General features: G+C 68.9%; 25 protein-coding genes. 15 read left to right on the forward strand and 10 right to left on the reverse strand.

Annotated elements, in window-relative coordinates:
- Positions 1-16: 16 nt before the first annotated feature.
- Positions 17-1,276, forward strand: a complete 1,260-nt coding sequence (locus tag ACIBG5_RS28505) for an amidase (RefSeq protein WP_396394526.1) — start codon at positions 17-19, stop codon at positions 1,274-1,276.
- Positions 1,277-1,281: 5 nt separating this feature from the next.
- Here ACIBG5_RS28505 and ACIBG5_RS28510 read toward each other — a convergent pair whose 3' ends face one another.
- Positions 1,282-3,186 (reverse strand): discoidin domain-containing protein, encoded by a 1,905-nt coding sequence (locus ACIBG5_RS28510; RefSeq protein WP_396394528.1) that lies wholly within the window; start codon positions 3,184-3,186, stop codon positions 1,282-1,284.
- An 86-nt stretch (positions 3,187-3,272) separates the two neighbouring features.
- Positions 3,273-3,860 carry a TetR/AcrR family transcriptional regulator gene (locus tag ACIBG5_RS28515; protein WP_396394530.1) on the reverse strand — a complete coding sequence of 196 codons (588 nt, stop codon included), beginning with the start codon at positions 3,858-3,860 and terminating at the stop codon, positions 3,273-3,275.
- Positions 3,861-3,917: 57 nt separating this feature from the next.
- On the opposite strand from ACIBG5_RS28515, the gene ACIBG5_RS28520 reads away from it, so the two are divergent.
- The 6 genes from ACIBG5_RS28520 to ACIBG5_RS28545 are packed head-to-tail and all read left to right on the forward strand — an operon-like array spanning position 3,918 to position 9,354.
- A complete protein-coding gene (locus ACIBG5_RS28520; protein ID WP_396394532.1) occupies positions 3,918-5,153 on the forward strand; it encodes an acyl-CoA dehydrogenase family protein in 1,236 nt (411 codons plus the stop codon).
- A complete protein-coding gene (locus ACIBG5_RS28525) occupies positions 5,150-5,929 on the forward strand; it encodes an SDR family NAD(P)-dependent oxidoreductase (protein ID WP_396394534.1) in 780 nt (259 codons plus the stop codon). The genes ACIBG5_RS28520 and ACIBG5_RS28525 overlap by 4 nt, the downstream gene beginning before the upstream one ends.
- Entirely contained in the window at positions 5,922-6,971 is a 1,050-nt protein-coding gene (locus ACIBG5_RS28530) for a phosphotransferase family protein (RefSeq protein WP_396394536.1), read from the forward strand. Before ACIBG5_RS28525 ends, ACIBG5_RS28530 begins: the two co-directional genes overlap by 8 nt.
- The gene (locus ACIBG5_RS28535; protein ID WP_396394538.1) at positions 6,938-7,639 is read left to right on the forward strand and encodes a histidine phosphatase family protein; all 702 of its coding nucleotides are present in this window, start codon (positions 6,938-6,940) and stop codon (positions 7,637-7,639) included. The genes ACIBG5_RS28530 and ACIBG5_RS28535 overlap by 34 nt, the downstream gene beginning before the upstream one ends.
- Positions 7,640-7,647: 8 nt before the next feature.
- A complete protein-coding gene (locus ACIBG5_RS28540; protein WP_396394540.1) occupies positions 7,648-8,394 on the forward strand; it encodes an SDR family oxidoreductase in 747 nt (248 codons plus the stop codon).
- Between the two features lie 3 nt (positions 8,395-8,397).
- Positions 8,398-9,354, forward strand: a complete 957-nt coding sequence (locus tag ACIBG5_RS28545; RefSeq protein WP_396394541.1) for an LLM class F420-dependent oxidoreductase — start codon at positions 8,398-8,400, stop codon at positions 9,352-9,354.
- On the opposite strand, the gene ACIBG5_RS28550 is transcribed toward ACIBG5_RS28545, so the two are convergent.
- The 4 genes from ACIBG5_RS28550 to ACIBG5_RS28565 are packed head-to-tail and all read right to left on the reverse strand — an operon-like array spanning position 9,341 to position 12,973.
- On the reverse strand, positions 9,341-9,952 hold the full coding sequence (locus ACIBG5_RS28550) for a hypothetical protein (protein ID WP_396394543.1): 612 nt from the start codon (positions 9,950-9,952) through the stop codon (positions 9,341-9,343). The two genes, ACIBG5_RS28545 and ACIBG5_RS28550, sit on opposite strands and share 14 nt — an antisense overlap.
- 24 nt (positions 9,953-9,976) lie before the next feature.
- A complete protein-coding gene (locus ACIBG5_RS28555) occupies positions 9,977-10,348 on the reverse strand; it encodes an MmcQ/YjbR family DNA-binding protein (RefSeq protein WP_396394545.1) in 372 nt (123 codons plus the stop codon).
- 59 nt (positions 10,349-10,407) lie between these two features.
- The gene (locus ACIBG5_RS28560; protein WP_396394546.1) at positions 10,408-12,270 is read right to left on the reverse strand and encodes a sensor histidine kinase; all 1,863 of its coding nucleotides are present in this window, start codon (positions 12,268-12,270) and stop codon (positions 10,408-10,410) included.
- A complete protein-coding gene (locus tag ACIBG5_RS28565) occupies positions 12,260-12,973 on the reverse strand; it encodes a response regulator transcription factor (protein WP_396394547.1) in 714 nt (237 codons plus the stop codon). Before ACIBG5_RS28565 ends, ACIBG5_RS28560 begins: the two co-directional genes overlap by 11 nt.
- Before the next feature lie 277 nt (positions 12,974-13,250).
- On the opposite strand from ACIBG5_RS28565, the gene ACIBG5_RS28570 reads away from it, so the two are divergent.
- The 4 genes from ACIBG5_RS28570 (at position 13,251) to ACIBG5_RS28585 (ending at position 17,621) form a co-directional block, all read left to right on the forward strand.
- The gene (locus tag ACIBG5_RS28570) at positions 13,251-14,309 is read left to right on the forward strand and encodes a hypothetical protein (RefSeq protein ID WP_396394548.1); all 1,059 of its coding nucleotides are present in this window, start codon (positions 13,251-13,253) and stop codon (positions 14,307-14,309) included.
- The gene (locus ACIBG5_RS28575) at positions 14,306-15,601 is read left to right on the forward strand and encodes a peptidoglycan-binding protein (protein ID WP_396394549.1); all 1,296 of its coding nucleotides are present in this window, start codon (positions 14,306-14,308) and stop codon (positions 15,599-15,601) included. Before ACIBG5_RS28570 ends, ACIBG5_RS28575 begins: the two co-directional genes overlap by 4 nt.
- The gene (locus tag ACIBG5_RS28580; RefSeq protein ID WP_396394550.1) at positions 15,598-16,284 is read left to right on the forward strand and encodes an ABC transporter ATP-binding protein; all 687 of its coding nucleotides are present in this window, start codon (positions 15,598-15,600) and stop codon (positions 16,282-16,284) included. Before ACIBG5_RS28575 ends, ACIBG5_RS28580 begins: the two co-directional genes overlap by 4 nt.
- 149 nt (positions 16,285-16,433) lie before the next feature.
- The gene (locus tag ACIBG5_RS28585; RefSeq protein WP_360451535.1) at positions 16,434-17,621 is read left to right on the forward strand and encodes an ABC transporter permease; all 1,188 of its coding nucleotides are present in this window, start codon (positions 16,434-16,436) and stop codon (positions 17,619-17,621) included.
- On the opposite strand, the gene ACIBG5_RS28590 is transcribed toward ACIBG5_RS28585, so the two are convergent.
- Genes ACIBG5_RS28590 through ACIBG5_RS28600 form a run of 3 tightly spaced genes read right to left on the reverse strand, consistent with a single transcriptional unit; the run spans position 17,523 to position 20,059 of the window.
- Positions 17,523-18,881, reverse strand: coding sequence for an MFS transporter (locus ACIBG5_RS28590; RefSeq protein ID WP_396394551.1), 1,359 nt, complete (start codon positions 18,879-18,881; stop codon positions 17,523-17,525). The two genes, ACIBG5_RS28585 and ACIBG5_RS28590, sit on opposite strands and share 99 nt — an antisense overlap.
- Positions 18,882-18,936: 55 nt before the next feature.
- On the reverse strand, positions 18,937-19,419 hold the full coding sequence (locus ACIBG5_RS28595) for a DUF4188 domain-containing protein (protein ID WP_396394552.1): 483 nt from the start codon (positions 19,417-19,419) through the stop codon (positions 18,937-18,939).
- 16 nt (positions 19,420-19,435) lie between these two features.
- Positions 19,436-20,059: an alpha/beta fold hydrolase gene (locus ACIBG5_RS28600; protein ID WP_396394553.1), complete on the reverse strand. Its 624-nt coding sequence runs from the start codon at positions 20,057-20,059 to the stop codon at positions 19,436-19,438.
- 23 nt (positions 20,060-20,082) lie between these two features.
- Between ACIBG5_RS28600 and ACIBG5_RS28605 the strand changes: the two genes are divergently transcribed.
- Both ACIBG5_RS28605 and ACIBG5_RS28610 read left to right on the forward strand, forming a co-directional pair.
- On the forward strand, positions 20,083-20,499 hold the full coding sequence (locus ACIBG5_RS28605) for an acyl-CoA thioesterase (protein WP_396394554.1): 417 nt from the start codon (positions 20,083-20,085) through the stop codon (positions 20,497-20,499).
- Positions 20,496-21,599 (forward strand): zinc-dependent alcohol dehydrogenase family protein, encoded by a 1,104-nt coding sequence (locus tag ACIBG5_RS28610; RefSeq protein ID WP_396394555.1) that lies wholly within the window; start codon positions 20,496-20,498, stop codon positions 21,597-21,599. The genes ACIBG5_RS28605 and ACIBG5_RS28610 overlap by 4 nt, the downstream gene beginning before the upstream one ends.
- Here ACIBG5_RS28610 and ACIBG5_RS28615 read toward each other — a convergent pair.
- Positions 21,581-22,027, reverse strand: coding sequence for a YciI family protein (locus ACIBG5_RS28615; protein WP_396394556.1), 447 nt, complete (start codon positions 22,025-22,027; stop codon positions 21,581-21,583). The two genes, ACIBG5_RS28610 and ACIBG5_RS28615, sit on opposite strands and share 19 nt — an antisense overlap.
- Positions 22,028-22,177: 150 nt before the next feature.
- Here ACIBG5_RS28615 and ACIBG5_RS28620 point away from each other — a divergent pair, with 150 nt between their 5' ends.
- A complete protein-coding gene (locus ACIBG5_RS28620; protein WP_396394557.1) occupies positions 22,178-23,614 on the forward strand; it encodes a M12 family metallo-peptidase in 1,437 nt (478 codons plus the stop codon).
- A 102-nt stretch (positions 23,615-23,716) separates the two neighbouring features.
- The gene (locus tag ACIBG5_RS28625) at positions 23,717-25,150 is read left to right on the forward strand and encodes a pre-peptidase C-terminal domain-containing protein (protein ID WP_396394558.1); all 1,434 of its coding nucleotides are present in this window, start codon (positions 23,717-23,719) and stop codon (positions 25,148-25,150) included.

Genomic DNA, 25,150 nt, shown 5'->3' on the forward strand with positions numbered 1-25,150 from the left:
ATGGTGTGATGAGAGCGTGCAATCGCTGGAGGAGATCGCGGCCGATGTCAGGGCCGGCAAGGTGGATCCTGTTGAGCTGATCCGGACTGCGCTCATCCGGGCCGAGGAGACGGCCGGGACGAACGCTGTCGTCCACCTCGACGCCGACGGAGCCTTGCAGCGCGCGGCACGTCACGACCGGAGCGGCGCGCTCGCGGGTGTGCCGGTTCTGATGAAGGAGATCGTCGAAGTCGAGGGATGGCCGTACCGTTGCGGGTCGGCGTCGATGGACGAGGTCGGGCAGCAGGACGCTGACGTCGTACGCCGGTTGCGGGCGGCCGGTGCGATCATCATCGGGCTGAGTCACACGCACGAGTTCGCGTACGGCTGCACGGGTACGTCGAATCGGCTCGGGCCTTGCCGCAACCCGCATGACCCGTCGCGGATGACGGGTGGGTCCAGCGCGGGCGCTGGTGCTGCGGTCGCGGCCGGGGTGGTTCCGTTGGCGATCGGTACGGATACGGCTGGGTCGGTGCGGATCCCGGCGGCGTTGTGCGGAGTGGTCGGCTTCAAGCCGGCGTACGGGACGCTGCCGGCCGACCGGGTGTTCCCGTTGTCGCAGAGCCTTGACCACGTCGGCGTACTGACCTCGACTGTTGCCGATGCGGTCTATGCACTGTCTGTACTTTCTGACACCACGTTTGCCGCCGCTCCGCCGACGCGGCTTGGTGTGGTGACCAATCCGGAGTACCTCGAGTTCACTGACGAGGTTGGTGCGGCGTGGGCGGCCGCGCTGGGTCGTCTCTCGGCGGCGGGCGTGGAGTTGGTCGACGTCGAGTTGCCCGATTGGGGAGACAGTTTTACTACTGCCGCTCATATCCAGGGCCCCGAGGCGGTGGCGAATCACACTGGACGGTCGATGGCGCAGTACCAAACCGACGTGCAGGAGCGGCTCCGCGAGGCGGCGGAGGTCACGCCCGCGGAGTACGGCGCTGCCCGGTCCAGGGCGATCGAGATCACGGCTGAGCTGGAGCGCGTCCTCGCACGGGTGGACGCTGTACTCACTCCGACTGTTCTCTGCACGGCGCCCTTGATCGCCGACGCCGCCACACCCGAAGGCAGCAAGGCGATCCGGTCCCAGCTACTCAAGAACACCCGCCTGGCCAACCTCACCAAACACCCAGCCATCAGCCTCCCCCTCCCGACCAACGGCCTCCCGGTCGGCCTCCAGCTGATCGCCACCACCAACAACCAGGCCGCCGCCACAGCCCGTTGGATCGAATCCCAACTGTCGTAGCAGGGTCAGCGGTAGAGGCGGAGGTCGGCGAGGGTCCACCAGTGGTCGCTGGTGGAGGTTGAGGTCACGCGGATGTACCTGGCGACTGTCGGGTGCAGGGTGACGGTGGTCAGTTGGCCGGTTGAGTTGCCGGTGATCGGCTTGGACCAGTGGGTGCCGTCGTTGCTTACGGCAACGCTCCAGGTCGCGGCGAAGTCGCCGAGTTGGCCGCCGCTGTCGAGGGCGAGCTGGCGGAAGGAGCGAGGCGAGCCCAGGTCCACCTGCACCGATTGACCCGGCGCCTGTGCCTCCTTGCTCGTCCACACCGTCGAGCCGTCGGCGTCGATCGCCATACCTGCCTCGGCGCCGTTCACCGATGCGGTCGCCGTCGCGCCGTCGAGTGAGACCGGCTGCGGGACGTCCGCCGACACGCGTCCCCAGGTGAACGTCGCGATCGCGCCACCCGGCAGCTCGTACTCGAAGGACTTGTCACCGACCGCCACCGCGAAGCTCCGGGGGTCGTCGTTCTCGTTGTGTACGACGAGAGCCGTCGTACCGTCCGGGTTGCGGAAGGCGGCGGACATCAGCTGCCCGTTCCATCCAGTCGTCCCGTACGACGTACTGCCGATCCGGACCGCACCCGTCTTCACGAACTTCGACAGGTGGCCGATCGTGTAGTACTCGGCATCGGTCGTGACCGTGCCGTCCGGCTGCAGCGTGACCAGGCCGGTGCAGGTGTCGCAGCCGCCGAGGTGCGGGCCGCCGGTCGAGTCGAGCGCGATGTTCCAGTTGACCACCGACTTCGCCCAGTTGCGGGTGGTGCCGAGCATCAGGTTGCGCGCGTGCCAGGTGAGCGTGCCGCGGAAGATCTGCGGCGGGGTGTCGTCCGGCCCGTGCGATCCGGAGCACTCGCTGAACCAGATCCCCTTCGACGGGAACGCGTTGTGCAGTGCGGTCTGGGCCGAGGCGTCACCGGAGTAGCAGTGGTACGCCGTACCCGCGATCCACTTCGCCGCTGGTGTCTGCAGGAGCTTGTACGGGTAGTCGGTCTCCGGGTCCTCGCCGGGCGGAGTGGACTCGATGTCACCGGGGTGCGTGGTCCAGTTGTGGTCGTAGCCGAGGATCTTCGTCCGCGGACTCGCCTTGTGGAGCAGCGGTCCGAGCGCCGAGATCACCGCGGCCTCCTGCCGGACGGGCATGTCCGTGCCGGGGTACGCGCTGGGCTTGCGGTTCTGCGGCTCGTTCTGCACGGAGATGAAGTCGACCGGTACGCCGGCCGTGGCGTACGCCTGGACGAACTTCACCAGGTACCGCGCATAGGCGTCGTACACCGCGGGGTCGTCCTTCAACCGGCCGCCGACGAGCGAGTCGCCGGTCTTCATCCACGCCGGCGGGCTCCACGGGGTCGCCATCACCTTCAGCGTGGGGTTGAGCTGCTTGGCGCGGCGCAGCAGCGGGAGTACCTGCTGCTGGTCGTGCGCGATGCTGAACTGCTTCAGCGCAAAGTCGGTCTGGCCCGCTGGTACGTCGTCGTACGTGTAGTGCTCGGCCTCGGCGGTGAAGTCGGACGACCCGACCGGTTGGCGCAGGAAGCTGACGCCGATGCCTTGCTTCGGGTCGAACAGCTTGCGCATCGTCTGCTCGCGGTCCTGCGGGCTGAGCCGGTACAGCACGTTCGCGGACGAATCAGTGATCGAGGCGCCGAAGCCATCCATGGTCTGGTACGACGTACGTGGGTCGACCGTGATCGTGGTCAGGTCGCTGGCCCCGCGCTGGAACGCAACCGGGGCCCGCTCATGCAGGAGCTCCACCCGATCCGGCGTCGTCACCCAAACCCGCGCCTGACTGGTCGAGGGCTGGGCCTCGGCGGCGGGAACGGTCAGCGAACTCACGGCCAGTGCCAGAGCAACCCCGAATGCCTGTCTTCTCATCGCACTCCTTACGTCGACCCCGACTCCCACGAGCGGCCTCAGACAACGCTCGGGTGTGGGGTCTGTCAAGAGTGCGGCGGTCCGGCTTACAGCTTCCGCAGCAGGTGGAGGGCTTCGATGGCGTGGGTGACCAGTTCTTTGTCGGTCGACTGGCGGTCCTTCTCCGGGAGGCCGGACCATTCGATGGCGAGGTCTTCGGTGTACGCGAGCCAGGCGTGAACCCGCGTGTACTCGCTCGAGGCCGGTGACTCGGCGACCTCGGGGAGGCCGAGGTACGTCAGCACGCGCTTGGTCAGGCCGGCGCGGGTCTCGTCGTACACCTTGACGGCGTAGTTGTCGCCGCCGGCGGCGCCCCGGACGAAGGAGATGTACGCCGTGCGCCGGCGGGTGATGAACGCGACGAACTGGATCAGCATCTCGTGCAGTTGCTCGTCGGGCGGGAGGGAGTCGTCCGGCTTGGTGACGCGCAGGAGGCGGCGGCCGGCGGCTGAGATCACGGCGACGTAGTAGTCACGCTTACTCGGGAAGTAGTGGAACAGCAGGCTGCGGGAGATGCCGGCCTGCCCGGCGATCGCGTCGATCGACAGCTCGTGGATCGGCTGGGTGCGCAGCATCATCAGCCCGATCCGGACCAGTTGCTTCTTGCGGTCCTCCGCTGTCAGTCGGTGATCCATGCTATTGAGCATTGCTTAGGGGCTGAGCTACGGTCAAGGCGACCTGAAGGAGTCTTGATGGGATTCGAACCTTCCGCCCGGGCGAGTGAGCTGATCGGCCGGGTAGCGGAGTTCATCCGGACTGAGATCGAGCCGGTCGAGGCGGAGATGCAGGCCGCCACCCGGGCGGCCGCCGATCCGTGGCAGCCGCAGCCTGTCTTCGCGGAGCTGCAGGCGAAGGCCCGCAAGCAGGGACTCTGGAACCTCTTCCTCCCGCCGGCCGAGCCCGGCAACGAGCAGTACGGCGAGGGCCTGCCGAACCTGGACTACGCCCCGATCGCCGAGCTCACCGGCCGGTCGTTCCTGGCGCCGTACGTCTTCAACTGCAACGCGCCCGACACCGGCAACATGGAAGTGCTGCTTCGGTACGGCGACGCCGCGCAGAAGAAGCAGTGGTTGGAACCGCTGCTCGACGGCGCGATCCGGTCGGCGTTCTGTATGACCGAGCCGGGCGTCGCGTCGGCGGACGCCACCAACATGGCGGCGACCGCGGTCATCGAGGGCGACGAGGTCGTCATCAACGGCCGCAAGTGGTGGAGCACCGGCGTCGGTCACCCGGACTGCCAGCTCCTGATCTTCATGGGCCTCACGGACCCGGACGCCCCTCGGTACGCGCGGCACACGATGGTGCTCGTCCCGCGGGACACCCCTGGTGTGAAGGTCGAGCGTCTACTCCCGACGATGCACCGGTACGACGAGCCGCACGGCCACGGCGAAGTGTCGTTCACGGACGTCCGCGTGCCGGCGTCGAACATCCTGGTCGGGCCCGGACGGGCGTTCGAGATCGCGCAGGGACGGCTGGGTCCGGGCCGGGTTCACCACTGCATGCGGTTGATCGGCCTGGCGGAGATGGCGCTCGAGCTCGCGCTGGAGCGTGGCACCACCCGGACCGCGTTCGGCAAGCCGATCGTCAACCTGGGCGGCAACCGCGAGCGGATCGCCGACGCCCGGATCGCGATCAACCAGGCCCGGTTGCTCGTGCTGCAGACGGCGTACCTGCTGGACACCGAAGGGCTGGCGGGTGCGCTGAGCGAGGTGAGCCAGATCAAGGTCGCGGTGCCGCGGATGGCGCAGGACGTGATCGACATGGCGATCCAGTTGCACGGTGGCGGCGGGCTGTCGGACGACTTCCCGCTCGCGGCCGCGTGGACGAGTGCGCGGGCGTTGCGGCTGGCGGACGGCCCCGACGAGGTGCACCGTGGAGTCATCGCCAGGCTCGAACTGGCGTCGTACCTGCCCCGGGAGGTCAAGTGAGCCGCGTCCTCGTCACCGGCGGCGCCAGCGGGCTCGGCGCCGCGCTGGTCGCCCGGTTCGTTGCCGACGGCCACCAGGTGCTGTGTACGGACGTCGCCGACGACGGGCCGAAGGACTATCTGCGGCTGAACGTCCGCAGCTCCGAGGACTGGGCCGCGGCGGTCGAATGGTGCGAGCAGAACTGGGGCGGCCTGGACATCCTGGTGAACAACGCCGGGATCGCCACCGGCGGCCGGATCGACGTCGAGACGCTGGACGAGTGGGACCGGGTCGTCGACATCAACCTGATGGGTGTCGTCCGCGGCTGTCGTGCGTTCACACCGGTCTTCAAGCGGCAGCGCTCGGGTCACATCGTCAACACCGCGTCCGCGGCCGGTCTGGTTCACCCGCCGATGATGAGCTCGTACAACACGGTCAAGGCCGGTGTCGTCGCGCTCTCGGAGACGCTGTCGCACGAGCTGCATCCGTACGGCGTGACCGTCTCCGTCGTCTGCCCGTCGTTCTTCCGGACGAATCTCGGCGACTCGATCCAGGGCGAGGACACCGCCATGGGCGCGACGGCGCGGCAGCTGATCGAGAAGTCGCCGCGTACGGCGGACGACATCGCGGCCGGGGTGATCGCGGGGATCAAGAAGAAGCAGTTCCTGATCATCCCGGACCGGCCGGCGCTGATGGCGTGGCGGACCAAGCGGTTCGCCCGGCCGCTGTACGACCGGCAGATGCGCAAGATCGCCGCCCGGGCCCGCGAGCGCGCCGAGGCCGCTGCCCGTGGGTGATGGCGCGCGGGCGGTCCGCGAGGAGGACGCCTTCGACGTACCGGCGGTGGACCGCTGGCTCCGGCAGCAGACCGAGTTGCCGGCCGGACTGCCGGAGGTCAAGCAGTTCTCCGGCGGTGCGTCCAACCTGACCTATCTGTTGCGGTACGACGGCCACGACCTGATCCTGCGCCGCCCGCCGGCCGGGACCAAGGCCAAGGGCGCGCACGACATGGGCCGCGAGTACCGGATCCAGTCCGGTCTCAAACCGGTCTTTCCGTACGTCCCGACCATGGTTGCCCACTGCAACGACGACGCGGTGATCGGTTCCGAGTTCTACGTGATGGAGCGGATCGCGGGCACGATCCCGCGGACGTCCGCGCTCGGCGTCGACCTGACCGCCGACCAGACCCGGCAGCTCGGCTACACGCTGATCGACACCTTGGTGGAGCTGCACGCCGTCGATGCCGAGGCCGCCGGGCTGGCCGATCTCGGCCGAGGCGAGGGGTACGTCGAACGCCAGATCAACGGCTGGTCGGATCGGTACCGCAAGGCCAAGACCTGGAACGTGCCGAGCTACGAGCGCGTGATGGCCTGGCTGGCCGAGAACCAACCGGCCGACGTACGCACCTGCGTCATCCACAACGACTTCCGCCTCGACAACGTGGTGCTGGCGCCGGACGACCCGCTCCGGGTGGTCGGCGTTCTCGACTGGGAGCTCGCGACCCTCGGCGACCCGTTGATGGATCTCGGCAGCGCGATGGCGTACTGGGTCCAGGCGGACGACGACTGGGCGTTCCGCCGGTTCCGCCTGCAGCCGTCCGACGTACCCGGCATGCTGACGCGGGACGAGATCGTCGCGTACTACGCCGAGCGGTCCGGACTGAAACCGGAGAACTGGGCCTTCTACGAGGTGTTCGGGTTGTTCCGGCTGGCCGTGATCGCGCAGCAGATCTACTACCGCTACCACCACAAGCAGACCCACAACCCGCGGTTCAAGACCATGTGGCGGCCGGTCAACCTGCTCGAGTGGCGCTGCCGCCGGATCATGCGGCGAGCCTGATGGCCGTCATCTACCTCGTCCGGCACGCCCAGGCGTCCTTCCGCCGGACCGACTACGACCAGCTCTCGCCCCAAGGCGAGCAACAGGCGACCGTGCTCGGAAAGGCGCTGCTCGCCCGCGGGGTGACCGCGGATCTCGTGCTGCGTGGTTCGATGCGGCGGCACGCCCAGACCGCGGCGCTCGCGCTCGCCGAAGCGACCGCTGAAGAGGACAAGGGCTTCGACGAGTTCGATCACACCGAGCTGGTCGTGGCGCACAAGCCCGCCTACAAGCGACGTGCGGTGATGCTGGCCGACCTCAGCCGGACCGGCCACCCCGAGCGTGCCTTCCAGCAGATGTTCACCGCCGCCACCCAGCGCTGGGTCGAGGGCGGTGGCGGCTACACCGAGACGTTCCGCGCCTTCTGTGACCGGTCCGAAGCCGCAGTACGACGTACCGCCGAGCGACTGGGCAAGGGCGAGACTGCTGTGGTCTTCACGTCGGGCGGTCCGATCGCGGCCGTGGTGAGCCGGCTGCTGTCCGGTAGCGATGAGCTGTGGTCGCGGCTCAACCCGATCACGATCAACACCGCGATCACCAAGGTCGTGTCCGGTCGGAGCGGACTGACTGTGGTGAGCTACAACGAGCACGGGCATCTCGACGGCAGCGAGTTGCTCTCCTACAGATAAGGCTCCCCATGAGACGCAACATCTTGATCACCGGCGCCAGTGCCGGGCTGGGGGACGAGATGGCCCGGCAGTTCGCCGCCAAGGGCCACAACCTCGCGCTCACCGCGCGCCGCGAGGACCGGCTGGAGGCGCTCCGGGCCGAGCTGACCGAGCGGCATCCCGGGCTGACCGTGGTGATCCACAAGCTCGATGTCACCGATCACGAGCAGGTCTTCGAGGTGTTCCGGAAGGCAGACGCCGAGCTCGGCGGACTCGACCGGGTCATCGTGAACGCCGGCCTCGGGAAGGGCGCACCGCTGGGCACCGGGCGGTTCGACGCGAACCTGCAGACCGCGGAGACCAACTTCGTCGGCGCACTCGCCCAGGCCGAGGCGGCGATGGAGCTGTTCCGGGCGCGGAATGCGGGGCACCTCGTGTTCATCTCGTCCGTCTCGGCGGTGCGCGGGCTGCCGAAGACGGTCACGACGTACGCCGCGACGAAGGCCGGTGTCGCCGCGCTGGCCGAAGGGCTCCGGTTGGAGCTGCTCCGCAAGCCGATCAAGATCAGCACGATCTTCCCCGGGTACATCCGCTCGGAGATGAACGAGCATCTCGCGAACACCCCGCTGATCGTCGACACTGTTCCCGGCGTCCGTGCGATCGTCGCGGCGATCGAGGCGGAGAAGGCGACGGCGTACGTGCCGCCGTGGCCGTGGAGCCCGCTCGCCCGGGTGATGCGGTACGCACCACTGCCGTTGCTGAAGAGGATGATCTGACTGATGCGTTGGGGTCTGACCGTTCCGTTGACCGGGGTGCCGCTGCGCGACCATCGGCCGCTGGTCGCTGAGTTGGCGTCGCTGGGCTACACGGATCTGTGGTCGGCCGAGGTGGCCGGCGCGGACGCGTTCACGCCGCTGGTGCTGGCGTCCGAGTGGGACGACCGGTTGCGGCTGGGGACTGCCGTCGTACCTGTGCACACGCGGGGGCCCGCTGCGTTGGCGATGAGCGCGGCCGCGCTCGCGGAGCTGGCGCCGGGGCGGTTCGTGCTCGGGATCGGGGCGTCGTCGGAGACCATCGTGACCGGGTGGAACGGGATCGCGTACGACCCGCCGCTGGCCCGGACCCGCGACGTACTGCGGTTCCTGCGGCAGGCGTTCGCGGGGGAGCGGGTGGACGGGGAGTTCGACAGCTTCAAAATCCAGCGGTTCCGGCTGGAGAAGGCGCCGGACGTGCCGCCGGCGATCATGCTCGCGGCGCTGCGTCCGCAGATGCTGAAGCTGGCCGCGCGGGAGGCGGACGGCGCGATCACCAACTGGTTGTCGGCCGACGACGTACGCCAGGTGCGGGCTGAGCTCGGGCCGGACAAGGAACTGGCCGCGCGGATCTTCGTCTGCGTCACCGAGGACGCGGAGATGGCGCGCAACATCGGCCGCTTCCTGATCGCGACCTACCTGACCGTGCCCGGGTACGCCGCCTTCCACGACTGGCTCGGCCGGGGCGCCGCGATGAAAGAGATGCGCGCGGCCTGGGCCACGGGCGACCGGAACGCCGCGATGGCCGCCGTACCGGTCGAGGTCCTGGACGACCTGATCGTCCACGGCACCCCGGACGAGTGCCGCGAGCACATCGCCCGGTACGTCGCCAACGGCCTGGACACCCCGATCATCGCGACCTTGCCGACCGGCACCGACCTCCTCGACACCGCTCGCGCGCTCGCGCCGCTCAGCCCGGTGTGACCGAGAAGGCGCGGACGCAGGTCGGCTCCGGCGCAAGCTGCTGGATCACGACGATGCCCGACACCGTCGCGCCTTTGGTGGTGCCCGACAGTTGGACGACGAACGTGATCTGCTGACCGATCGGGGTCATCGCCGTGGTGAGCCGGGTCGGCGGCTTCAGGTACTGGTGCATCAGGAAGGGGATCACCTGCTTCGCGCTCCGACAGGCCAACGCGGTCGCGGTGGTGGGGTTGTTGGCGTTGAGCTGAGCAACGAAACGCCGGGCCACGTTGGCCACGGCGGCTCCGGGCGGCTCCGGTGATCTGGCGGGTTGCTGGGTGGCCGACGGCCTGGTCGTCGGCTTGCCCGTGGGCAGCTGGATCGTTCTGGTCGGGAGCTTCAGTGACGGGTTCGGCGTCTTGACTGCCACCGAGACGATCTTGGTGGGCGCCGCGGTTGGCGTCTGCCGGCCGGAGACCAGCCTGACGACGAGGACGCCGCCCGTGATCAGGACCCCAATCAGGAGTGCCACGAGCAGGGTGATGATCAGACCGGCTCGGTTCTTGCGCGGTGGTTGTCCGTAGTTGGGCGCGGCCGGTCCGCCCGGTGGGTAGCTCACCTGCTCAGTTTGGCAGTCGGAAGGTCAGCTCAGCCGATGGTCGGCGAGCCAGGTGGTGGCTCGGCGGTTGGAGGCCTGGGCGAGCCAGGCGTCTTGGACGATCTCGGTCAGTTCCTGCTTGGTGAGCTCGCCGATCCGGCTCGCCCGGACGAGGACCGACGGGTGGCCGTCGAAGTGCGGGGTGGTGAAGAACGGGTTCGACTCGTCCGACACCAGCGCGAGCTTGTCGTCCTGGGACTCCACCCAGAACACGATCACGTCGTCGTACCGCTCGCCGGTGTCCGGGTCGAACGCGTCCGGTCGCGCCGTCCGGAAGAACACGAACGACTTCCCGCCGACCTGGTACACCGGGCGTTCGCTGTCGGTGTCCTTCTTCCAGACGGTGACGTGCGGCATCCCCAAGGCAACCTCATGGACATCCGCCACTCGCGCTTTCCGGCCCGCCACACGCCGAGTCAACCAGCCGGGACCCAGATCGTGAAGACCGATCCGTCGCCGGGGCGGCTGGTGACGGTGATGCGGCCGCCGTGTGCTTCGGCGAGGTGTTTGGTGATCGCGAGACCCAGGCCGCTGCCGCCGGTCGTCCGGTTGCGGGACTGCTCAGCGCGGTAGAACCGGTCGAACAGGTGTGGCAGGTGCTCGTCCGCGATTCCGCTGCCGTTGTCGGTGACGGTCAGGTCGTAGCCGTCGGCAACACGTCGTACGCCGAGCACGACCTGGCCGCCGGACGGCGTGAAGCGGATCGCGTTCGAGACCAGGTTGCCGAGTGCCTGGCGAATCCGGGCGCTGTCGATCGAGGCCGGAGCTGACTCGGGTACGTCGGCCGTCAGCGATACGCCGGCGGTCTCCGCGGCCGGTCGATGTGCCGATACCACCTGCTGCGCCAGCTCGGACAGGTCCCGCGGCGCGCGGTGCAGCCGGAGCATGCCGGCGTCCGCGAGCGCCAGATCCTGCAGGTCGGCGACGAGATGCTCGAGCAGTCCGGTCTCCTCCAGCAACGACGTCACCAGCTCACGATCCAGCGGTACGACGCCGTCCTCGGACGCGACCAGATAGCCCTTGATATTGGCCAGTGGGGTCCGCAGTTCATGGGCGACATCGCTCACCATGGCCTTGCGCTGGTGGTCGTGCTGCTGGATCGACTCGGCCATCGCGTTGAACGCGTGCCCGAGCCGGGACACCTCGTCCTTCCCGGTCACCGGGACCCGAGCCGCATGGTCGCCGTTCCGCATCCGCTGGGCCGCTCCGGTCAGCGCCACGATCGGACGGACCAGCCGGCGCCCAGCGAAGATCATCACCAGCGCCGCGATCAGCAGTACGCCGAGCGCGGTCGCCGCGGTCCGCAGCATGCCCTCACCGGAGAACACGTTGAACGTGCTCTTCGCACCCAGGTAGAGCTTTGCCTCCGGAGCGACGTACGGCGTCAGGGCCTGTGTGCGGGCCTGCGTCGTACAGTCGGCGAAGGTCGGTGTGACGTCGGTCTTGTTGTCCGGCAGCACCATCCGGAGGCCGTTCTCGGCGGCGATCGTGTACGTCTCGCCGGCCTTGTCCAGGCACTCGGTCGCCCGGCGGACCTCGTCGTCGTTGACCACCTTGGCCTTCGCGCTCGGCGCATTCAGCCCGGCCGGCACGCACTTGTCCTTGGCCCCCTGGCCGGGCTTGGCGAACTGCATCATGCTGACGCCGTCGACCGACCGGTCCGACTCGACCATCACCTGGGGCGTGCCCTGCACTTTCGACACCACGGTGCTCTTGCCTTCGGCCTCATAGCAAGCAGCGGCCTTGTCCGCGAGCCGATCGCGTGCGCGCGCCTCCTCGTCGGTCATTCCCCAGCCGAAATACATCGGTGGGAGCGGCGCGGACGGCTTGCTGGTGATCGCCTGGCCCGCCATCACCACCGCTGCCTTGCGGAACGCGACAGCGCTCACCGCTCCGGTGTACGCGAAGCCGCCGCCCTGGCTCCGTGCGTCGATGGTTGCCGCCGGCACTGACGGGAGCGCCGGCCCGGCACCGAGCATGCGGGCCGAGTCGGCGATGACGGTGCCGTCCGGCTCGGTCAGCGCGACCCGTCGCCCGAGCTGGTCCGCGAGCCGGTGGACCTCTCTGTCGACACCGGCCCAGGTCGGGTGGTTGGCCGCGTAGTCGGACAGGGTGCCGAAGATCTCGCCGTCGACCTGCAACTGGCCGGTGTTCGCGTCGATCTCACCCTGGAGCTTCTCCGAGGTGCTGTACGTCGCGATCACCGCGGTCGCGATCACCGCGCCGAGCGCGACCGCGAGCGACAGACCGAGGAAGCGGACGAGCACACTACGACGCATCCGACGTCACCACCTTGTCCGCCAGCTTGTAGCCCACGCCGTACACGGTCTTCAGGTACGCCGGTGTGCCGGGTGACGGCTCGACCTTCTTGCGCAGGTTCATCACGTGAACGTCGATGGTCCGGTCGAAGACGTAGTGGTCGAACCCGAACGCGTGCTCCAGCAACTGCTGCCGGGAGAAGGCCCGCCCGGGTGAGGCGGCCAGGCAGGCCAGGATCTTGAACTCGGCCGGTGTCACCTCGAGCAGGCGGCCGGCCAGCCGGACCTCGTGCCGGCTCGGGTCGATCTCGAGTTCGCCGACGCGGTACACCTCACCCTCGGCCTTGCTCCGGGTGCGCCGCAGTACGGTCCGCACCCGAGCCACCAGTTCGCGCGGGTTGTACGGCTTGGTCAGGTAGTCGTCGGCGCCGAGGTCCAGGCCGAGCAGCAGGTCGTCCTCGGTGGAGCGCGCGGTCAGCATGATGATCGGCACGTCTGCGCCAGTGTCACGGTCGGCCCGTAGTACCCGGCAGACGTCCAGGCCGTCGACCTTCGGCATCATCACGTCGAGCACCAGCAGGTCAGGGCTGCGCCGGCGGGCCTCGTCGATCGCGGCCCGCCCGTCGTGCACGACGACGGTCAGGTGCCCCTCCCGCTCGAGGTACCGCCGGATCAGCTCCGCCTGCTTCAGGTCGTCTTCGGCGACGAGAATCCGCGCTGGCATCTAGTACCCCGAGCCGGGTGACGGTCGGCACTGGAGGCGCCCAGGCAAGCACCTCGCTGCGTTGGAAGAGCAGACACGATAAACCAACATCGAGTCAGCTCTTCCGCCTTGCGATGCACTCACCTGGACACCTCCAGCACTCGACCGTCACCCGGCTCGGGGTACTACCTCAATGTGAACCAGATTCATGAGAATCCGATGAAGATCGACTGAGAGCATCGGGTGCAAATGGCTCCTTCACAGGTTCTTCACCGGCCGGACGGCACGCTCCACAGCCATGAGAACCTCACGGAAAGCACTCGCCCTGGTGGCGGTCCTGGCGCTGGCCGGCTGCGGGAGCGGCCAGGATCCGGCCGCGCGCGGCGATCAGCAGGACAGCGACAAGAGCCCGCTCGCGGAGTACATGGGTGAGGGGTTCATGAGCTCCGGCGGCGGTGGGATGCGGATCTCGATCCGGGCCGGCGGCGGGCAGGGGTCGTCCGAGGAGGAGTTGGCCAAGCAGCGCAAGGTCGAGGACGCCACCGTCGCCTGCATGAAGGACGCCGGCTTCGAGTACGTCGCCGTACCGCCGGAGTCGCAGCCGAAGAACAAGTTCAACGACGCCTTCAACCTGCCGCTGGACAAGTTCGCCCAGCAGTACGGCTACGGGATCAGCACGATCGACTGGTCCAAGGCCGCCGACGACACCGACCCGAACACGAAGATCCGCAACGCCCTGTCGGCGAAGGCGAAGAAGGCCTACGACACCGCCCTGAACGGCCCGAACGCGACCGCCAACGGCACGGTTGTGATCGCACCGAAGGAGGGCGGCGGCCCGGCCGACAGCGGCAAGCAGGACCTGGGCTGCCGCGGGAAGGCCGTCGAGGAGGTCTATGGCAAGTCCCAGGACCGCGCGGCCGAGTTCCAGAAGTACGAGTCGCTGTTCAAGGACATCCAGGCGCTGCAGAAGCGGATCGACGACGACCAGCGCGTGGTCGACGCGACGACCGCCTGGGCCGACTGCTTGGCCGACGCGGGCCACTCCGGCTTCACCAAGATCGACGACCCGCGGCAGAAGGTCGAGCAGAAACTGAACGAGCTGACCGGCACGCAGCCGCCGACCAAGTCCGGCGCGGGCAAGACGATCACCGGCCCGCCGTCGTTCGACAAGGTGGACTCGGCCAAGCTGTCCGAGCTGCGCAAGTTCGAGACCGACCTCGCGGTGGCCGACCAGAAGTGCCGCGCCAAGGTGTACGACGAGTCGTACAAGACGGTGCAGTACGCGATGGAGAAGGAGTTCGTCGACCAGCACAAGGCCGAGCTGGAGGCATATCGCGACGGAATGGCGAACCGGTGACCACATCGCCCAAGTCGCGGCGCCGGGTCCTGGTCGGGGTGTCCACGGTGGCGGCCGTCTCGCTCGGGGTCGGCGTCGTGGCCGGCACGCGGATCACCTCACCGGAGGACGCGGCGGCGAAGACGGCGGCACCGAAGGCCTCCCAGATCACCGTGCCGGTGGAGAAGAAGGCGCTGTCCAGCAAGGTGGTCGGCCGGGGTGACGCGTCGTTCGACGGCGCGGTGAACATCCGGGTCGAGACGAGCGGACTGACCACCCCGGCGATCGTCACCGGCAAGGTGCCGAAGGTCGGGTCGACCATCACCGAGGGGAAGGCGCTGCTGGAGATCACCGGCCGCCCCGTGATCGGCCTGGCCGGCGTACTGCCGATGTACCGCACGCTCACGCCGGGCAGCAAGGGACCGGACGTGCTCCAGCTCGAGCAGACCCTCGACCGGCTCGGCCTCGACCCGGGCACGGTCGACGACGAGTACGACGGCAGCACCTCACGGGCGGTGGAGCGCCTGTACGAGAAGGCCGGGTACGACGCTCCCGAACCGGACGAGCGGCTCACCCAGGCGGTCGACGCCGCGGAGAAGGGCGTCGACGCGGCGAAGAACGCGCTCCGCCAGGCCAAGGCTGCGTTGAAGCAGGCCAAGGCCGCGAAGGCCAAGGACCTGAGCGTTCAGCAGGGCGCGGTCGACGATGCGGAGGAGAACCTGGACGACGCCGAGGACGAGCTGGCGGACGCGCAGTCGAAGGCCGGCACCCCGCTGCCGGTGTCCGAGGTGGTCTACGTGAAGACCCTGCCGCGCCGGGTCGACGACGTGAAGGTCGAGCGTGGCGGCACGGTGAACGGCGTGGTCATGTCGGCCAGCGGCGCCTCCCTGGTCGTCACCCTCAAGGTCGACGCACAGACCGCGGAGCGGCTGAAGGCGGGCATGACCGCGAGCCTGACCCTCGGCGACGGTACGTCGGTCGCCGCGAAGGTCCGCCGGGTCACCCGCAACGGCGAGCAGTACGACGTCGTGGTCGGGCCCAACACGCTGACGGCGAAGCAGTTGGAGCAACTGCGGGATGCGAACGTCCGGGTGACGATCCCGGTCAAGAGCACGAACGGCAAGGTACTCACGGTCCCTGTCGCGGCCCTGTCTGCCGGTTCGGACGGCGGATCCCGGGTCGAGGTGCTGCGCGACGGAAAGGTCGAGCTCGTGCCGGTCACGGTCGGACTGTCGGCCGACGGGTTCGCGCAGGTCAGCCCGAGTGGCGACGCATCATTGGCCGACGGCGAACAAGTGGTGGTCGGACGATGACCGCCGTGGCTTTGCCGGCGCCGGTGGTCGAGATGATCGGCGTACGCCGGTTCTTCCCCGGACCACCCGAAGTACAGGCGATCCGGGACGTCGACCTCATCATCGGGCAGGGCGAGTACCTGTCGATCGTCGGGCCGTCCGGATCGGGAAAGTCGACGCTGTTGCATCTGCTCGGGCTGCTCGACAACCCGACCGGCGGCGTCTACCGGCTGGACGGGGTCGACACGATGAGCCTGCGGGAGCGGCGTCGCGCCGTACTGCGGGGAGAGCGGATCGGGTTCGTGTTCCAGTCGTTCCACCTGCTCGACCATCGGACCGTGCTGGAGAACGTCGCACTCTCGATGGTGTACGTCGGGGTGCCGCGGCGAGTGCGGTTGGCCCGGGCGCGAGTCGCGTTGGAGCGGGTCGGTCTGGCGCACCGGATGGACTTCGCGCCGACCACGCTCTCGGGCGGTGAGCGGCAACGGGTCGCGATCGCACGAGCGCTCGTCGCGGAGCCGAGTCTGCTGCTCGCGGACGAACCGACCGGAAACCTGGACAGCGCCAACGCGGAGGCGATCCTCGCAGTGTTCGACGAGTTGCACCACGAGGGGATGACGCTGGCCGTCATCACCCACGACGATCACGTCAGCCGCCGCGCCCAGCGCCAGGTCCGCATCGTCGACGGAACCCTCCAGTGGTAACCCCAGCAGGCCCCCCGGATCCCGCCGGCGGGCCGTCCACCACCAGGCGCGGGCCGCGGCGGCCGCGGCCCCGCCTGGCGCTCGCCGGTCTCATCCGCCGTGCGGGCATGCCCCGTCCCAGCCGGTCGCGCCTTCGATCTCGTCCCGCTGTGCGGGACCTGCTCGACGAGGCGCTGGCCGGGGTGGCCGCCCGGCCGACACGGCTGATTCTCACCACGCTCGGGACTGTGCTCGGTATCGCCGCTCTGGTAGGAACTGTGGGGCTCGGGCAGACGGCGGCTGGGCAGATCACTCAGCGGTTCGACCTGGCCGCGGCGACGCGGGTCGTCGTACAGCCGGACGACAAGGGCGGGCAGGAAGGCGAGGCGGCGACGCAGTTGCCGTGGGACGCGCCGGAGCGGATCCAGCGGCTGAACGGCGTCGACGCGGTCGGCACCGTCAGCAACCTCGACATCGGCGACGACCTGGTTCGCAACGTCGCCGGGGTGAACGGCGGCGAGGGCAAGGCGCTCCAGGTGATGGCGGCGTCCGCCGGTCTGTTCGACGCGGTCCGCGGCGTACTGGGCACCGGACGGTTCTTCGACGCCGGTCACGACCAGCGCGGTGACAAGGTCGTTGTGCTCGGCAAGCATGCGGCCGAGCGGCTCGGCATCAACCGGGTCGACGCGCAGCCGGCGGTCTTCATCGGCGACGAGCCCTACACGGTCATCGGCATTCTCGAGTCCGTCACCGGCCGGGCCGAGCTGAACGACGCGGTGATCATGCCGAACGGTACGGCGAAGGCGGCGTACGACCTGGAATCGCCGGACGCGGTCGAGATCCGGACCCAGGTCGGCGCGGCGCAACTCATCGCCGGTCAGGCGCCGATCGCGATCCAGCCGAACAACCCGAGCACGCTGAAGGTCGACGCGCCGCCGAAGCAGGGCGCGGTCCGCAAGGGTGTCGAGTCGGACCTGAATGCGCTGTTCCTGCTGCTCGGCGCGGTCGCACTCCTCGTCGGCGGCCTCGGTATCGCGAACGTGACGCTGCTGTCGGTGCTCGAACGCATCTCCGAGATCGGCCTGCGCCGCGCCCTCGGAGCCGCCCGGCGGCACGTCGCGATCCAGTTCCTGGTCGAGAGCGTGATCGTCGGCTTCCTCGGCGGGCTGCTCGGTACCGCGGTCGGCGTACTGCTCACTGTCGGGGTGTCGTGGGTCCGCGATTGGACCCCGATCCTGGACAATCGGCTGGCCTTCGGTTCACCCCTGCTGGGTGCGTTCATCGGCCTGGTCGCCGGCACGTACCCCGCCTGGAAGGCCTCCGCCATCCAGCCGATCACGGCCCTGCGTGGCACCTGACCCGTCGCGGCTGAGCCGTGCGTAGACGAAGGCGGTGACGGCGAAGCCGAGGGCGACGAAGGCGAGGACGGCGTACGACTTCCCGCTGTCGGGCAGGATCACCGCGCCGAGTGCGGCCGCGGAGACCTGCCCGACGTTGAAGATCATGTCGTAGAGGGAGAACACCCGGCCGCGATACACATCGTCGACATCCGTCTGGACGAGGGTGTCGACGCTGATCTTCACGCCCTGTGCGCAGAAGCCGGTGAGGAAGCCGAAGACGATGATCGCGGGCTGCGTGTAGAGGCCGCCGGGCATCGCGGTGACCACGGCGGCAGCGACGAACAGCAAGGTGATCCACTGCCGCAGCGTCATCACCCGGGTGGCCCAGGGCGTGACGAGTGCGGCAGTGAACAAGCCGGCCCCGACCGCGCCGGTGGCGATGGCGAGCGCACCGAACGCCTCGTCGAGCCGGTCGGGTCCGTAGAAGTAGTTCCGGTACAGCAGGATCATCGCAACGGTGATGAGCCCGAAGAAGAAGCGCAGCGCGCCGATCGCGGCCAGTCCGAGCGCAGCCTGCTTGCGCTGTCGCAGATGCCGGCCGCCGTCGACGAGGCCCTTGGCGATGCCACGGACGGCCTCGATCACGCCGGGCTCGTCACCTGTCAGGTCCGGGCCGAGCTGGTCGCGCCGCAGCCTGAGCGCCAGGAAGGCGGCGGTCAGGTAGACGATCACGGTGAGTGCGAGGACGGCGAGATCCGAGTCGACGATCAGCTTGACCCCTGCGCCGACACCGCCACCGATGAGGAAGGACGCCGTACCGGAGGTCGGAGTGACGGCGTTCGCCATCACGAGCTCGTCCCGCTCGACCACGTGGGGGAGGCCGGCGGACAGGCCCGACAGCAGGAACCTGTTCACGCCGAGGGTGAGCAGGACCGCCAGGTAGAACGGCAGGCCCGCGTTGCCCACTGCAACGATGGCGCCGATGCCGACGACCAGGACTGCCCGGGTCAGGTTGGCGCCGAACAGGATCTGCCGCCGCGACCACCGGTCCAGCAGTACACCGGTGAACGGACCGAGGATCGAGTACGGCAGCAAGGCCACCGCGAACAGCCCTGCGATCGCCCCGGCGTCCGGCGCCCGCTCCGGCGAGAACAGCACGTACGACGCCAGCGCGACCTGGAACACCCCGTCACCGAACTGCGACGTCAACCGCACCGCGAACAGCCGCCGGAAGTCGCGGCGCCGCAGCAGCGTCCCAAGATCCCGGATGAACCGCACGCCTGCACTGTAACCGCCGGGCCAGTCGAGCCCGGTCGGCTCGGTCCTGCCCGGTTCAGTCGTCGGCTGGTCGGTGCAGGCGTTCGGCGGCTGTCTCACCGCGCTGGCCGACCGGGACCACGCCGGCGACCTTGCCGAGGCCGATGGGCGGCATGTTGCCGTAGACGGTCTCGGTGTTGCCGGCCGGGACGATGTATGTCTCGTGCCAGATGCCGGCGCCGCCGCCCTTGAACGAGTTGCGGAAGTAGTCCAGCCAGGCCGGGCGGTGCGTCCGGTTGCTGTCGTTGGCGAACGCCTCCAGCTTCTCGACCGACTCCCAGTACTGGATCATCGTCACGCCGCGCCACGTCGGCAGCGTCCGGAACCCGAGCAGCCCGCCGTCCGGATCCTTCGACAACTCCCGCAGCATCGGGCTCATCGCTCTCCCCACCGGCAACCACGCCTTGAGCGCGCGCAGCGAGTTGATCCGGAACCCGATCAGGAACACCACGATCTCGCCCTCGTACGCGGCCGTCTGCCGCCCCTCGATCACACTCATCCCTGGCCCCTCCCCTTCAGCTCAGCAGATACTCCACCAGCGCCACCGGATGCCCGAGCATCGGAAAATGAGCACCGGCCATCTCGTCCGGCCTGAACCCCAGCCGCTCCTGCGTCACCCTCCGCAAGAAGTCTGCCGGAAACAACAGGTCGTCCCGGCCGATCACCGCCCGGGTCGGAACCTCCGGCCACCGTTCGATCGCACACGGATCGTTCATCGGCCCGTCACTCTGCTCCCGCAACTCCCGCCGCGCCTCGGCCGCGAACTCTGCGGGCAGATCATGGAAGAACGTGTCAACGCCGTCCCCGGCCCAGTCGTAACCGGTCGTCTCCCACCACTCGCTGATCCGCTCGCCGGGTGCCGGCACCATCGCGGCGACCAGCACGAATTCCCGCACCGGTAGCCGCTCACACGCCATCACCCCGGTGAATCCACCCAGCGAGTGCGCCGCCAGCACGACCTCTTCACCGTGCGGTACGGCGCCCACCACGGTGTCGACGTACTGCTCCAGACCCGCCGCCGGGTCATCGCACGGCAGGTCGACCGGAGTCACCGTGTGGCCGCGGCGCCGCAGTTCGTCGGTGACCGGGTGCCAGTGCCACGACGTACAGGCGGCGCCCGGAATCAGGACGTAGTGCATACCGGTCACCTTATGGTGGGCGGATGGATCGGACGTCGTTTCCGCATTTTCTGGCGATCACGTTGCGGTGGAAGGACAACGACGTCTACGGGCACGTGAACAACGTCGAGTACTACAGCTTCTTCGACACCGTGATCAACGACTTCCTGGTCCGGACCGGCGGGCTCGACATCCACCGCGGCGACGTGATCGGGCTGTGTGTGGACTCGCAGTGCACCTTCAAGGAGTCGCTGGAGTTCCCGGGCACGGTCGACGCGGGATTGAGGGCCGGACAGCTGGGAAACTCGAGTGTGCGGTACGAGATCGGTCTGTTCCGCGAGGGCTCGGACCAGCCGGCCGCCACCGGGCGGTTCGTGCACGTGTTCGTGGCGCGGGAGGACCGCCGGCCGGTGCCGATCCCGGACCGCATCCGCCAGGCCTTGGAAGGGATCACCGGATGATCGTGCGCGGCGCCGTACTGCGAGAGATGGGTCTGCCCGGTCCGTACGCCGAGTCACGGCCGCTGCGGATCGAGGAGCTCGAGCTGGCGCCGCCCGGCCCCGGTGAGCTCCTGGTCCGGATCCGCGCCGCCGGGCTGTGCCACTCGGACCTGTCCGTGATCGACGGCTCGCGACCCCGGGTCATGCCGATGCTGCTCGGGCATGAGGCGACCGGTGAGGTCGTCCGGTCGGAGGCGCCCGGGTTCGCCGTCGGTGACAGCGTGGCCTTCGCCTTCGTACCCGCCTGTGGCGAGTGCGGTCCGTGTGCCGAGGGCCGGGCGGCGTTGTGCGAGCCGGGTGCCGCCGCGAACACGGCCGGCACGCTGCTGTCCGGCGTACGACGGCTGGACGGGGTGTACCACCACCTCGGGGTGTCCGGGTTCGCCGACCACGCTGTGGTGTCGGCGCGGTCCGCGGTCAAGATCGACCCGTCGTTGCCGCCGGAGATCGCGGCGTTGTTCGGCTGCGCGGTGATGACCGGAGTCGGCGCGGTCGTCAATACCGCACAGGTCCGGGCGGGGCGTAGCGCGGTCGTCTTCGGCCTTGGCGGTGTCGGGCTGTCGGCGCTCCTGGGTGCTGCGCTGGTCGGCGCGCATCCGCTGGTCGCGGTGGACGTCGTACCGTCGAAGCTGGCCTTGGCCCAGTCCCTGGGCGCGACGCACACAGTTCTTGCTGGTGAGGGCGCCGTCGAGGAAGTGCGGGAGGCGACCTCAGGTGGAGCCGACTACGCCTTCGAGACCGTCGGGAACGCGAAGGTGCTCGAGCAGGCGTACGCCGCCACCCGGCGCGGCGGCACCACGGTCACGGTGGGGCTGCCGCATCCGTCGCAGTCGTTCAGCGTGCCCGCGGTCAGCCTGGTCGCCGAGGAACGCACGGTGAAGGGTTCGTACCTCGGCTCGTCGGTCCCGAGCCGCGACATCCCCCGCTACATCGCCCTCTACCAAGCCGGCCGGCTCCCGGTCGACCGCCTGCTGAGCGCGACCGTCGGACTGGACGACCTCAACCAGGCCTTCGACGACCTGGCCGCCGGCACCTCGGTCCGTCAGGTGTTGCTCTTCTGAAGGTTCTCGGCGGCCTTCAGGAAGGTCGTCGCTTCGCGGGCGCGGGCCTCGGGAGTGAACTCGTCACCGAAGTCCTCGGGGGCGGCGACCTGCCGGAGCTCGAGCGTCCCGGTGTTGCCGTCGTCGGCCGCCAGGCAGCGCCAGCCCCACTCGACCGCCTCCTCGCGGGACGCTACCTCGATCAGGCAGAACCCGGCGATCAGCTCCTTGGTCTCGGCGAACGGGCCGTCGACCACCCGCCGTTTGCCGCCGCCGTCCAGCTGCATCCGGAAGCCCTGGGAGCTCGGCAGCAGACCCTCGCCGGCCAGCAGGACACCCTTCTCGGCCATCTCCGCCATCACCAGACCCATCTCGGTCAGGCTCCGCTCGCTCGCCAGCTCGCCGCCCTCGGACGTGTCCGTGGCCTGGAAAATCATCAGATAACGCACCGGGAACCCCTCCCAAGTCGCTGTTAAATCCTGGGAAGAATCTAGACCCGGCAGCAACCCTTCAGGCAGGCTACGCACAGTGTGTTCACGGGCACCGCTCGTGAGGTATGTCAAGTGAGACACGCGGAGTCCCTGAGGAGGACCCCAGTTATGCAAACCCGCCCCCGCCGCATCGGTGCCGTCATCGCCGGTGCTGCCGCCTTCGGCGTGATCGCCGTCATCGCCGGTAACCAGGCCGATGCCCAGCAACCCGCCCCCACCCCGATCGACCAACTGCTCGGCCAGGAGGTCCAGGGCACGTCGGCCCTCGGCCGGATCCAGTCCCGGGTCACCGAGCTCGCCGACCGCAACGGCATGCCGGCCGCCCAGCTGGAACAGATCCTGGCCACTGACAAGACCAGCTGGTTGGACCGCGACGGCAAGCTCTTCTACCGCGAACCAGTCTCCGGCGCCAAGCAGACTGCCGCCGCGCCGTCCCCGCGCTGGGCGACGCGTGCCGTTGCCGCCGCGACAGGTCCGGCGTTCGAGCTGCACAGCAAGCCCGGGTCCAACCGGGTGATCTACCTGGACTTCGACGGCCACACCATCAGCGGTACGGCGTGGAACACGAACGGCAAACCCGCCACCGTGAACGTGACGGCGTACGACACGAACGGAAACCCGGGCACCTGGAGCACCGCCGAGCAGGACGTCGTACGCGACGTCTGGTCCCGGGTGGCCGAGGACTACGCGCCGTTCGACGTGGATGTGACCACGCAGCAGCCGGCCGCGGCGGCGATCACCCGGTCCGGTGCGTCCGACCAGCAGTACGGCACCCGCGTCGTGATTGACCCGACCACCTGGTACCAGTCCGGCTGCGGGTGCGGCGGCGTCGCGTACGTAGGTGTGTACGACAACACCAGCCAGCACTCGTACTACCAGCCCGCTCTGGTGTTCACGAAGGGTGTCGGCACCGGCGCCAAGAACATCGCCGAGGCAGCGTCACACGAGGCCGGCCACAACGTCGGCCTGAGCCATGACGGTACGGCGTCCGTCGGGTACTACGCCGGTCACGGCGCCTGGGCACCGATCATGGGCGTCGGCTACTCCAAGGCGATCAGCCAGTGGAGCAAGGGCGAGTACACCGGCGCCAACAACAAGGAAGACGACTTCGCAGTCATCGGCCAGAACGGTCTGGCGCTGCGCGCCGACGACCACGGCAACACCACCACTGCCGCCACGGCTCTCACCCTCGGCACCAGCGCGAACGGCATCTACGCGAACGACTCGGACGTCGACATGTTCCGGATCGACCTGTCCGCCGGCACCTTCACCTTCGCGGCGAACTCGGCCGCGTCCGGGGCCGACCTGGACATCAAACTGCAGCTGCTGAACTCGTCGGGTGCCGTCGTTGCCTCCGCCGACCCGGCGGCCGGCCAGTCCAGCTCCGCCACTCCGACCGGTCTGAGCGCGAGCATCAGCCGGCAGGTCACCGCGGGCCGCTACTACCTGCGGGTCGACAACACCGGCTACGGCAACCCTGCGAACACCGGTTACTCGACGTACGGCAGCCGTGGCGCCTACACGGTGCGCGTCAGCGCCGGCTGAAACACCTGAGTCACCCGGGGCCGTCGTTCCCACCGAGATCGACGGCCCCGGGTCATGGGGGGGACCCGCCCGCCCCGGGGGAATCTGTGAGGAGATTCCTGAATGAAGAGCAAGTTCCGCCGCACCGGCGCGCTCGCATGCGCCGGTGCAGTCGTGTTCGGAGGTCTGGCCGTCGCGGCCGGTACTCAGGCCGACGCAGATCAGAAGCCGATCGACCAACTGCTCGCCGAAGCGACGCCCGGCACTTCGGCGCTCGGCGAGGTCCAGTCGCGGCTGGACGAGATCGCCGAGCGCAACGGTCTGGCCGAGGAGCAGTTGCAGCGCATCCTCGCCACCGACAAGACCAGCTGGCTGGATGCCGACAGCAAGTTGTTCTTCCGCGAGCCTGGTCTGACGGCCGCCCAGAAGGCACCGGAGGCGTCGCCGCGCTGGGCGACCGAAGCCGTTGCCGGAGCCACCGGTCCGGCGTTCGAGCTGCACAGCAGGCCGGGCTCCAACCGGGTCATCTACCTGGACTTCGACGGTCACACCATCACCGGTACGGCGTGGAACGCGTCCAAGGGGATCGATCCGGTCAACGTGTCGGCGTACGACACCGATGGCGATCCGGCGAACTACAGCACCGCCGAGCAGGACGTCGTACGCGAGGTGTGGGCTCGGGTTGCCGAGGACTACAGCACCTTTGATGTGGACGTGACCACGCAGGAGCCACCGCAGTCCGCGATCGACCGGTCCGGTGCGTCGGACGAGCAGTACGGCACGCGGGTGCTCATCGATCCGGACACCTGGTACCAGTCCGGGTGCGGCTGCGGTGGCGTCGCGTACGTCGGTGTCTACGACAGCACCAGCCAGCACGACTACTACCAGCCGGCGCTGGTGTTCACGAAGGGCGTCGGCACCGGTGCGAAGAACCTCGCCGAGGCTGCCTCCCACGAAGCCGGCCACAACGTCGGGCTGAGCCACGACGGCACGTCGACCGTCGGCTACTACCAGGGCCACGGCGCGTGGGCTCCGATCATGGGAGTCGGCTACTACCGCGGCATGAGCCAGTGGAGCAAGGGCGAGTACGCCGACGCGAACAACAAGGAAGACGACTACGCGGTTGTCGGCTCGCACGGCCTCGCTCTGCGTGCCGACGAGGCAGGTGGCACGACCGGTGACGCCGCCGCGCTGACCGTCGGTACGCCGGCGTCCGGTGTGGTCGCGGCCGAGGACGACACCGACGTCTACCGCGTCGACGTCAGTGCCGCAGGCAACTACACCGCGACCGCGAGTGCGGCCGCTACCGGTGGCGACCTCGACATCAAGCTCGACCTGCTCGACAGCGCGGGCTCTGTCGTCGCCTCGGCCGACCCGGCGTCGGGCCAGAGTGACGCCGGCACGCCGACCGGCCTTGGTGCGAGTGTTACCAGCACCCTCCATCCGGGTACCTACTACCTGCGGATCGACAACGTGGGCTACGGGGACCCGCTGAACACCGGGTACTCCACCTACGGCAGCCGCGGCGCCTACACCCTCGGCATCGCGCCCTCCTGA

Origin of the sequence: Kribbella sp. NPDC050241 (assembly GCF_044459685.1) — a bacterium.
In the GTDB taxonomy this organism is placed as follows: Bacteria; Actinomycetota; Actinomycetes; order Propionibacteriales; family Kribbellaceae; genus Kribbella.